Here is a 10342-nt window from a genome sequence, read left to right on the forward strand (position 1 = left end):
AGTCCAATTTCACATAGTAGGGGGTGACGAAATGGGAAAAAAGAGCGATGAGGAATTGACCCCTTGGCAGAGATACCAAGAGGCTCAAAAAAAGCGAGAACGAGCACAAAGTAGTCTGTTTACTAAGCTTAGGCCTAAGCGAATTGGGAAGAAGCTTTCAAAATTACGTAAACAACAAAATCAAAAGCTTATTTTGAAAATGGGTAGCTTGGTTTTGGCTTTTGGCTTAGCACTTTTATTTGTCATTTATCTAATTTCTCCATTGAGCCACATTCAAAAAATTAACATTAACGGTAATCGATCTTTGTCTAATCAGGAAGTACTCACCAGCATGAATTTAGCGAAGGGTGATTCGGTCTTTTCTGTTCTTGGACGTCAAAAGGAGATTCAATCTACTGCTAGGGGAGCAAACGTTAAGGTAAAATCAGTTAAGGTTTCATTGAGCCACTTGAATCGAGTTACGGTTAAGATTGCTGAATATAAAACGGCAGCATTTTTGGTAAAGAAGCAACGGTACTACGTTATTCTTGAAAGCGGCGTAATCAGTCACCATGGGAAAAAGCAGCCAATGGCCCACTATCCTATTTTTAGCCACTTCAAAACTGTCAAAACAACTCAGAAAATGGTTCAGCAATATAATCATCTGAATAAAACAGTTCAGCAAAATATCTCAGAGGTGCGCTTCTCTCCTTCAAAATCTAATCCAGATCGGGTCCACTTATTCATGAACGACGGGAATGAGGTCTACGCAACCCTCACAACTTTGGCGAAGAAAATGGCATTTTACGAAAGCATTTCAAGTAAAATGAAACAGAATGGGGTTATCAATTTAGAAGTGGGTGCATACTCATACCCATTTAAATGACAACAACTATTGTTAAGAAACGCGCAATAATCGGCGAATGCCTTTCTAAACGCGTACTAAATGTGGTAAACTAAAAAATAAATGTATGCGTTATTTTATGCATGGAAAACATTTTAGGAGGATCCTGTTGGTATGGATAATTCAGGTATGTTTGTTGGACTTGATATAGGGACTACCTCGATAAAAGTCATTGTGGCTGAAAATGTCAAAGGGCAAATGAATGTTATCGGAGTAGGAAATGAGCGTTCAGAAGGGCTTAGTCGCGGTGTGATTGTCGACATCGATAAAGCGGTGGAAGCAATTAAAAGTGCCGTGCGTCAAGCAGAAGAAAAAGCAAGTATTCAAATTCAAAACGTTGTAGTTGGTATTCCGGCAAATATGCTTAGCATGGAGCCTTGCAACGGGATGATTACAATTGATGAACAAGCAAGAGAAATTACGGATCAGGATGTGCAAAGTGTTGCATTATCTGCCTTAACACAAAATTTGCCTCCTGAACGTGAAGTCATTGACCTTCAAGCTGAAGAATTTGTTGTTGATGGCTTTGATGGAATAAAAGATCCACGATCGATGGTTGGTGTACGATTAGAGATGCGTGGGATGCTCTTTACTGGTGCTAAGACAATTATTCATAACACTAGAAAAGCGGTTGAACAAGCAGGTTTATCAATCGAAACCATGCTAGTAAGTCCATTGGCTCAAGGAAAGACTGTTATGAGTGATGGTGAGCAGGACTTTGGTACCATTCTAATTGATTTAGGTGGGGGCGAGTCCACAGCAGCCGTTATTCATGATCATAGATTAAAGTATACATATACAGATGATGAAGGGGGCGCCTACATTACGCGCGACATCTCCGTTGTGCTTAATACGTCCCTGGATAACGCAGAAAAAATAAAACGTGATTACGGGTATGCTGATTCTCTTCAGGCCTCTGATGATAATGAATTTCCAGTTGAAGTTGTGGGTCAATCACAGCCAACTCAAATATCAGAACGGTATTTAGCTGAAATAGTTGAAGCCAGGGTTGGACAAATCTTCAGTAATCTTAAACAACATCTTGATTCAATCAATGCATTAAAGCTACCTGGGGGAATTGTACTTATTGGTGGCGTTGCAGCATTGCCAGGAATTGCGGATTTGGCGGCCGATACTTTTGGGGTAACGGTTAGAACCTACATTCCTGATCAAATGGGACTCCGCCATCCTTCCTTTGTCCAAGTACTTTCACTTGTGACATATAGAGGGCAGATGAGTGAAATTGACTTACTGGTTAAATCTGCTGCAAATAGTACTGGAGACATTCAATTTAACGCTAATGAAAGTCAATTTGAATCCTCAAATCAAAGTAATAAACGGCGGACAGCGTCAAATCGTGATAGAGAACAGCAACCTAAAAAATCAAAAAAGAAGCGTGGGCAAGGAATCAAGAGTTTCTTCAGTGATTTCTTTGACTAGTATTCAATAACGGAGGGATTTTAAATGGAATTTTCATTAGACTCAACGCAAAACCACGGCGCAACAATTAAAGTTATCGGTGTTGGTGGCGGTGGTAGTAATGCCGTTAACCGAATGATTGCAGAAGACGTTAAGGGTGTCGAATTTATCGTTGCTAACACTGACGTTCAAGCACTTGAGTCTTCAAATGCTGAAACAAAAATTCAACTTGGACCGAAATTGACACGTGGATTAGGTGCAGGCTCGGATCCAGATGTTGGTGCTAAAGCAGCGCAAGAAAGCGAAGAAGCTATTACAGAAGCACTTCAAGGTGCAGATATGGTTTTCGTCACTGCCGGAATGGGTGGTGGAACTGGTAATGGAGCAGCACCACTTGTTGCAAAAATTGCCAAGGATCAAGGTGCATTAACGGTTGGGGTTGTTACCCGTCCGTTTAGTTTTGAAGGACCTAAGCGATCACGTTACGCTGCTGAAGGTGTTGCTGCACTTAAGGAAAATGTTGATACACTCATTATTATCGCTAACAATCGATTACTTGAAATTGTTGACAAGAAGACACCAATGATGGAAGCATTCCAAGAAGCCGACAATGTTGTTAGACAAGGTGTACAAAGTATTTCAGACTTAATTACGAGTCCAGGATATGTTAACTTAGACTTTGCTGATGTTAAGACCGTTATGAGCAATCAAGGATCAGCTTTAATGGGAATTGGTTCAGCAAATGGCGAAAATAGAACTGAAGAAGCAACCAAAAAAGCAATTTCTTCACCTTTATTAGAGGTTTCTATCGATGGCGCCGAGCAAGTGCTATTGAATATTACAGGTGGACCAGATCTTTCACTTTATGAAACACAGGCTGCTTCAGAAATCGTCTCAAGTGCTGCAACGAGCGATGTTAATATTCTTTTTGGAACATCGATTGATGAAAACCTTGGTGATGAAGTTCGGGTAACCGTTATTGCAACTGGAATTGATAAAAAGAGGGAAGAACGTGCTAACCATCAAACTCGGACGGCACGTCATACTGACAGTTCAGTTTCGACTCCTGATAATAAGGCAACGGAATCAGAAGAATCACGAGATCCATTTGGTAACTGGGATATGCGTCATGAACCAGCTAATACCAATCGCCCACAGCCAAAGCAGGATGATGAATTTAGTGGCGTGAAGAAACCAGACTTTAACATATTTGGAAATAACGATTCTGCAAAAGAAACGCCAACAGAACAAGACGATTCAAATAATTTGGATACACCACCATTCTTTAAACATCGTCGAAATAAAGACCAATAGAAGGCAGTTAGTTTGGAATGGTAACTCATTTCGTGCGACTGCCTTTTGGCAAATCATACAGAATGATCAGAGCAACGTTTAACCGTTGAAGGGAGCGAAAACCAATGGCTGCAAAATTTAGTTTTAGTAAATTCTTCGGAATGGATGAAGATAATGTCGATAATGATGAGGAGTATGAAGAAAATTCATTTAATCGTTCATTTGATTCAACTAATGTTAAGTCGAATGTTGTTTCAATTAACTCACCAAAAGCTGGTTCTAGCAAAATTGCTTTGTTTGAGCCACGGATTTATTCGGATGTTAAAGAAATTGCTAAGCAACTTATTAAAAATGAAGCTGCAATCATTAATTTTTCCAGAGTAGAAGAAGATCAAGCAAAACGAATTGTTGATTTTTTAACTGGAACAGTTTTTGCCATCAATGGAGATATCGAGCGAATAGGGGATCAAATATTCCTTTGTACACCACATAATTTTGAAATTTCTGGTAATCTAACCTCAAGTTTAGATAACCAATTTAAATAAAACGTAGGGAGTGACCATTAATCGAAATTATTGGCTGGATTTTATCTGGAATTATTCAATTAATTAATATTTACACCTGGGCGATTGTTATTTATGCATTATTAAGCTGGTTTCCAGGAGCTTATAGCTCAGCACTTGGTAGATTCTTAGGACGAATCGTTGAACCTTTTCAACGCTGGTTTAACTTTGCTCGAATAGGCATGGTCGGATTTGCACCAGTTGTTGCCTTAATTGTCTTGTTCTTAGTACAAGATGGAATTCGATTAATTGCCAGGTTCTTTGGGATTTATCTATAACCACGGTAAAGGAGAATCGTTTTGGAGAGTAATTTGGCACAGCACTTTCGAAGGGATGAAGAAGCATTCATTGAGACAGCAACCGACTTAATAAATGAAGCCAGTGAAGAGTATCGACCGGTCTTAACACATTTTTTAAATCCACGACAAGTTTTTATACTAACAACGATTGTGAATGGAAATGATAACGTTAAGATGCAACCATATGGTGGTTATCCAGGCGCAGAATTAAATCGAGTTTTGATTTATCCCGAGTACTTCGAACCGAAAAAAACTGATTTTGAAGTGACACTTTTTGAAATCATTTATCCAACGAAATTTGCCGATCTTCATCATAGTCAAGTTTTGGGAACTTTAGCCAATATTGGCGTTGATAGAGAAGTAATTGGGGATATCATTACGGATGGAGAAAGATGGCAATTTTTCGTTGAAACGGGAATAACGTCGTATTTTGAAAACCAGGTTGATCAGATTGGTAAAATAAAGGTTCACTTGACGCCGAAAGAGAATAGCGAAGCAGTTGAACCCCTCAATGAATGGGAAGAGGAGGGGGCAACACTTTCATCTATTAGATTAGATAGTATTGTCGCGACTGCTTTTCATCTTTCAAGGCATCGATCAAAGGCACTTGTAGAAGCAGGAAAAGTTCGTGTTAATTGGGCTGAATCAAATAAACCCGATTATGAGTTAGCAATCGCTGACATTGTTTCAATCAGAGGTTTTGGTCGAATCAAGTTGATCAGTTTAGATGGTCAAACCAAGAAAGAGAAAACCAGGGTTACACTGGCTGTTTTGAGAAAATAAAGGTAACTGGGAGGAATTAGTTATGGTACTTAGTCCAATGGATATTCATGATAAAGAATTCTCGACAAAAATGCGGGGATATAACATAGATGAGGTCAATGACTTTCTTGATAAGGTCATTAAGGATTACCAAATTACCCTGAAAGAAAATAAAGAATTGACTGAAAATCTTGATGCAAGTCAGGAAAAACTAAAGTATTTTAACGATTTGAAAGATTCTTTAAATCAATCTATCATTGTGGCACAGGAAGCAGCTGATCGGGTTCGGGCTAATTCTCAGCGTGAAGCCGAAATCATCACCCAGGAAGCTCAAAAACAAGCATCCGATATTGTGTCTGAAGCTTCTGATAAGGCAAATGATACCTTGAATCAAGCGGCAAAGCGTGCGCAACAGCTAGCGGTTGAAACAGACGACTTAAAGAAAAGTACGCGCGTTTTCCGTCAACGATTACAAGTTATGCTTGAAAGCCAACTTGAGGTTACTAAGAGTAAAGATTGGGATGACCTCTTACAAGAAGGAGTTCCAACTTCATATAATGAGATTCGCAAATTAATGGATGATCAACTTGACAGTAGTGAGAATTCTGGCGTAGACTCAGATAAAGCTTCTGCGAGTGAAGGCGAAATTATTGATGCTGATCAACCAGTAGCAGCTGAGCAAAATCAGCAAACTGTTGTCATTTTTCCTGATGATGATACACAAGCAACTAAGGATAAAGATGAAGCAATTAAAGATTCCAATAAATAATGAGTTAATAATACATTGAAGAGAATAGTAATTATTAATAAATCCTAAAGCGAGTCGGCGAGTGGTGTAAGGTCGATAGGAAATTTATTAATGGTTAATCATCTCTGAGTGTTTAATTGAATGAAATAGATTAAACCGGTAGTTCCGTTATCACTTTTAAGAGAATACTTGTATTCTGAATTTGGGTGGTACCGCGAAGACTTCGTCCCTTGGGATGAGGTCTTTTTGTGTCCTTTGGAACGGTGAAATGAGCTAACTAATGCTAGTGGGTTCATTTCACCGTTTCAGATGATGAAACTAACGGTAAATATGAGGAGGATGTTACATGCATGTAAAAGATACTTTAAATCTTGGAAAAACCAAGTTTAAGATGCGTGGCAATTTGCCCGTGAAGGAAGTAGAGCGTCAAAAGGCGTGGGAAGATAATAACGTCTATCAATTGAGACAAAAAATTAATGAGGGAAAGCCAACCTTTATTCTTCATGATGGCCCTCCATATGCAAATGGCGATATCCATATGGGTCATGCCTTAAACAAGATTTCAAAAGACTTTATTGTTCGTTATAAGTCGATGAGTGGCTACCGAGCACCATACGTTCCTGGCTGGGATACTCATGGACTACCCATTGAGCAACAATTAACTAAAATGGGTTACGACCGTAAAAAAATGTCGACTACTGAATTCCGTCAACTTTGCCGAAAGTATGCGTTGGAACAAGTAGACCGTCAACGTGAAGAGTTTAAGCGGCTTGGTGTTGCCGGCGAATGGGACAATCCTTATTTGACATTAAAGCCAGAATTTGAAGCACAAGAAATTCGAGTATTTGGCGAAATGGCAAAGAAAGGTTTAATTTACAAGGGAAAGAAACCCGTTTTCTGGTCATGGTCTTCTGAATCAGCAATGGCTGAGGCTGAAGTGGAGTATCACGATGTAACTTCACCTTCTGCTTTTTATGGCGAAAAAGTTGTTGACGGTAAAGGAATCCTTGATAACGAGGTGACTTACTTAGTCGTTTGGACGACGACCCCTTGGACAATTCCCGCTTCAGAAGGAATTACAGTTGATGCTAATTTTGATTATTCCGTTGTTAAACATGATGAAGATGAACGTCAATTCGTGATTGCAACTGAATTGGTTTCAGAGGCAGCTGAAAAATTTGGCTGGAAGGACATTCAAACAGTCAAAACGTTGAAGGGATCTCAGTTAGATCGAGTTCTCTGTCAACATCCATTTTACCCAGAACGTAAGTTAGTCACGATGTTAGGTAATTTTGTGACGCTTGAAGCAGGAACTGGCCTTGTGCACACTGCTCCAGGATTTGGTATGGATGACTGGCAAGTTGGAATGAAGTATGGTCTAGATGTCCTTGTTCCAGTGGATGATAAAGGATTCATGACCGCAGAAGCCGGTAAAGATTTTGAAGGGGTCTTCTACGATGATGCTAATCAGATTGCACTAGATAAGCTCAAAGAACAAAATTTATTACTTGACTATATGCCATATGAACATAGTTACCCATTTGATTGGCGGACAAAGAAGCCAGTTATTTTCCGAGCTACACCTCAATGGTTTGCATCAGTTGATAAAATCAAGGATGAAATTCTTGGCGCTATCGATGATGTTGAATTCTTCCCAGGTTGGGGGAAACGTCGCCTTTATAACATGATTAAAGATCGTGGCGACTGGGTTATTTCTCGACAACGGGTTTGGGGCGTTCCGCTTCCAATTTTTTATGGCGAAGATGGGGAGGCTATTATCACCCCAGAAACAATTAATCATGTAGCTGACTTATTTGAGCAATATGGATCAGATGTTTGGTTTGATAGAGAGGCAAAGGATCTACTCCCTGATAACTTTAAATCTGATCATTCACCAAATGGAAAGTTCACTAAAGAAACCGATATTATGGATGTTTGGTTTGACTCAGGTTCATCTCATCAAGGTGTTCTTGCCGAACGAGATAATTTAGATTATCCAGCAGACCTATACCTTGAAGGATCAGACCAATACCGAGGCTGGTTTAACTCAAGTTTGATTACGAGTGTCGCCTTTTCAGGTAAAGCGCCTTATAAGAAGCTTCTTTCTCAAGGATTTACTTTAGATAGTCAGGGTCATAAAATGAGTAAATCACTTGGAAATACCATTGCACCAGCAGAAGTTATCAAACGAATGGGTGCAGAGATTATTCGCCTATGGGTTTCTTCTGTTGATTCATCTGCGGACGTTCGAGTATCGATGGATGCATTTGCAAAAATTTCGGATTCATATAAAAAGCTCCGAAACACGCTGCGTTATTTGCTCGCAAATACGTCGGACTTTGATCCAAAAACAAATGCTGTCGCAGACGATGATTTGGAATCTGCAGACAAATTTATGCTGATTAAGCTGAATGATTTTATTTCAGAAGTTGAGGCTGATTACGAGAAATTTGATTTCCTAAACATTTATAAGAAGCTGATGAACTTTGTGATTACTGACCTATCTGCATTTTACTTAGATTTTGCAAAAGATCTTTTGTATATTGATTCAGTGGACAGCCAGACTCGACGCTCAATGCAAACAGTCTTTTATAAAGTGCTTGTTTCCTTAGTCAAATTGTTAACCCCAATTCTGCCGCATACGACTGAAGAAATTTGGGAATTCTTGGATGAGTCTGAAGCGTTCGTTCAACTTTCTGAAATGCCTGAGCCTACTCATTTGTCTAACGAAGAAACCGTTAAGTCAAATTGGGAACAATTTATGAAATTGCGTGGTCACGTGCTTAAGGTGTTAGAAGAGGCACGAGATCAAAAACTCATTGGTAAGTCACTAGATGCTAGCTTGACGATTTACGCCAGTGAAGGTACTAAGAGATTATTTGACGAGTTGGATACAGATGTCCGTCAAATATTGATGGTTTCTGAACTGAACGTGAAGAATCTTGATGAAGCGCCAGCTGATGCTGAAAACTTCAACAATGAAATTTCGTTAACTGTTAAGCCGGCTCCAGGTGACGTTTGTGACCGTTGTCGATTAACTAAAACGGATGTTGGACAGGATCCAGATTACCCACATTTCTGTGAACGATGTGCGGCAATAGTCAGAGCTGATTTTCCAGAAACTGCAAAAGACGGATTCGAAGAATAAAAATGCCTAATAATTGGACTCAAGACATGGATTTCTTTGTCTTGAGTCCTTTTTCGTGACATAATGAATCAAAGATAAAGGAGTGAAGGACATGATTACAGGAGTTGTTAAAAGTTATAATGCCCAAACTGGGTTTGGCTTCATTTCAATCCCCGGAAATGACAGTCTATTTGTCCACTACACAGCGATTGAGGGAAGTGGCTACCGAGAGATTAAAGCGGGACAACACGTCAGTTGCGTCGTCGTAGATGGCCTTAAGGGACCACAAGCTGCTAAGGTGACCATCATAGACGAGAATTAGGACACCTAAATTGCAAAGAAATGGGAATACCGTTACACTAATATTACTAAGAATTTGAAGTGGAGAGTCAAAATGAATTTAGAAGAAAAAGTAATTGGAAATAAACCAATATACGATGGTGCAATTATTAATGTTGAAAAACAAACGGTCCTCTTACCTAATGGTGAAAAAGGATTTCGAGAAGTTGTTCATCATTCAGGGGCCGTTGGTGTTCTAGCAATCACAGACGATAATAAAATTATTTTGGTCAGGCAGTGGCGCGCACCAATCAGCAAGGAAACGCTGGAGATTCCTGCTGGAAAACTTGATGAACGAGATAATAATGATGCTGAACATGCTACCATTCGTGAGCTGAATGAAGAAATTAGGGTGAAACCTGGTAACTTGAAGTTGATTACGCATTTTTATTCCTCTGTTGGTTTTTCAGATGAAAAAATGATGCTATATTGGGCTTCAAATCTGACACCCGTTTCAAATGAACTTCCTAGAGATGATGGCGAAATCTTAAAGTTGGAATCTTACTCATTGGATGAGGCGCAAGACCTTATCAAACAAGGTAAGATTGAAGATGCTAAAACGATTATGGCAATTTGGTACTTTGCATTGTCACAAAAGTAGGTGAAGGTGTTGGCTGAACAACATGATGATAAATCTGGTTTAACGAGGGCTCAGTACCGAAAACAACAAGAAAAAGAAAGTGAAAGTTTTCAAGAACGAGATCGAAAGAGAATTCAAGTCGAAAAAGAATATGCGAGAACGCATCGAGATGACCCTACTAGTGAATCATTTCGTGCCCATCAGGAACTGACTGAAACGAAAGTGGCAAGGCTCAAGCATCGACTAAATTGGCTGATATTCTATTTAATTCTTGGAATTATCATAGTTTTTTTAATTTTATTTTTTGCCTCAATTGTCAAATCAAGTGC

At 39.3% G+C, this 10342-nt stretch carries 11 protein-coding genes and 1 other annotated feature; all 11 genes read left to right on the top strand.

The features are described 5' to 3' along the window. Positions 1–31: 31 nt before the first annotated feature. On the top strand, positions 32–865 hold the full coding sequence (locus FD44_RS05060) for a cell division protein FtsQ/DivIB (protein WP_010620114.1): 834 nt from the start codon (positions 32–34) through the stop codon (positions 863–865). A gap of 132 nt (positions 866–997) precedes the next feature. Further along, positions 998–2323: a cell division protein FtsA gene (gene ftsA, locus FD44_RS05065; protein ID WP_010620113.1), complete on the top strand. Its 1326-nt coding sequence runs from the start codon at positions 998–1000 to the stop codon at positions 2321–2323. Positions 2324–2347: 24 nt separating this feature from the next. Next, the gene (gene ftsZ, locus FD44_RS05070) at positions 2348–3616 is read left to right on the top strand and encodes a cell division protein FtsZ (RefSeq protein WP_010620112.1); all 1269 of its coding nucleotides are present in this window, start codon (positions 2348–2350) and stop codon (positions 3614–3616) included. A gap of 104 nt (positions 3617–3720) precedes the next feature. Continuing rightward, the gene (locus tag FD44_RS05075) at positions 3721–4140 is read left to right on the top strand and encodes a cell division protein SepF (protein ID WP_010620111.1); all 420 of its coding nucleotides are present in this window, start codon (positions 3721–3723) and stop codon (positions 4138–4140) included. Positions 4141–4166: 26 nt separating this feature from the next. Continuing rightward, on the top strand, positions 4167–4436 hold the full coding sequence (locus FD44_RS10325) for a YggT family protein (RefSeq protein ID WP_404814660.1): 270 nt from the start codon (positions 4167–4169) through the stop codon (positions 4434–4436). Positions 4437–4457: 21 nt separating this feature from the next. After that, positions 4458–5240, top strand: coding sequence for a YlmH family RNA-binding protein (locus FD44_RS05080; protein WP_010620110.1), 783 nt, complete (start codon positions 4458–4460; stop codon positions 5238–5240). Between the two features lie 22 nt (positions 5241–5262). Then, positions 5263–5988, top strand: a complete 726-nt coding sequence (locus FD44_RS05085) for a DivIVA domain-containing protein (RefSeq protein ID WP_010620109.1) — start codon at positions 5263–5265, stop codon at positions 5986–5988. Positions 5989–5994: 6 nt separating this feature from the next. Next, positions 5995–6201 (top strand) — a binding site (T-box leader). Positions 6202–6313: 112 nt separating this feature from the next. Continuing rightward, positions 6314–9115, top strand: a complete 2802-nt coding sequence (gene ileS / locus FD44_RS05090) for an isoleucine--tRNA ligase (protein WP_010620108.1) — start codon at positions 6314–6316, stop codon at positions 9113–9115. Between the two features lie 91 nt (positions 9116–9206). Next, positions 9207–9416, top strand: a complete 210-nt coding sequence (locus FD44_RS05095; RefSeq protein WP_010620107.1) for a cold-shock protein — start codon at positions 9207–9209, stop codon at positions 9414–9416. A gap of 72 nt (positions 9417–9488) precedes the next feature. Then, positions 9489–10034, top strand: coding sequence for an NUDIX hydrolase (locus FD44_RS05100; RefSeq protein WP_010620106.1), 546 nt, complete (start codon positions 9489–9491; stop codon positions 10032–10034). A gap of 9 nt (positions 10035–10043) precedes the next feature. Beyond that, positions 10044–10342: hypothetical protein (locus FD44_RS05105; protein ID WP_191979365.1), on the top strand; the 299-nt coding region annotated here is incomplete at its 3' end.

It is taken from the genome of Secundilactobacillus malefermentans DSM 5705 = KCTC 3548, from assembly GCF_001436395.1.
Classification (GTDB): Bacteria; Bacillota; Bacilli; order Lactobacillales; family Lactobacillaceae; genus Secundilactobacillus; species Secundilactobacillus malefermentans.

Bases quoted from the DNA above. Each gene is read 5' to 3' on its own strand.
- FD44_RS05100 (WP_010620106.1), top strand. From the start codon at position 9,489: ATGAATTTAGAAGAAAAAGTAATTGGAAATAAACCAATATACGATGGT.
- FD44_RS05095 (WP_010620107.1), top strand. From the start codon at position 9,207: ATGATTACAGGAGTTGTTAAAAGTTATAATGCCCAAACTGGGTTTGGC.
- FD44_RS05085 (WP_010620109.1), top strand. From the start codon at position 5,263: ATGGTACTTAGTCCAATGGATATTCATGATAAAGAATTCTCGACAAAA.
- ileS (WP_010620108.1), top strand. From the start codon at position 6,314: ATGCATGTAAAAGATACTTTAAATCTTGGAAAAACCAAGTTTAAGATG.
- FD44_RS05060 (WP_010620114.1), top strand. From the start codon at position 32: ATGGGAAAAAAGAGCGATGAGGAATTGACCCCTTGGCAGAGATACCAA.
- ftsZ (WP_010620112.1), top strand. From the start codon at position 2,348: ATGGAATTTTCATTAGACTCAACGCAAAACCACGGCGCAACAATTAAA.
- FD44_RS05075 (WP_010620111.1), top strand. From the start codon at position 3,721: ATGGCTGCAAAATTTAGTTTTAGTAAATTCTTCGGAATGGATGAAGAT.
- ftsA (WP_010620113.1), top strand. From the start codon at position 998: ATGGATAATTCAGGTATGTTTGTTGGACTTGATATAGGGACTACCTCG.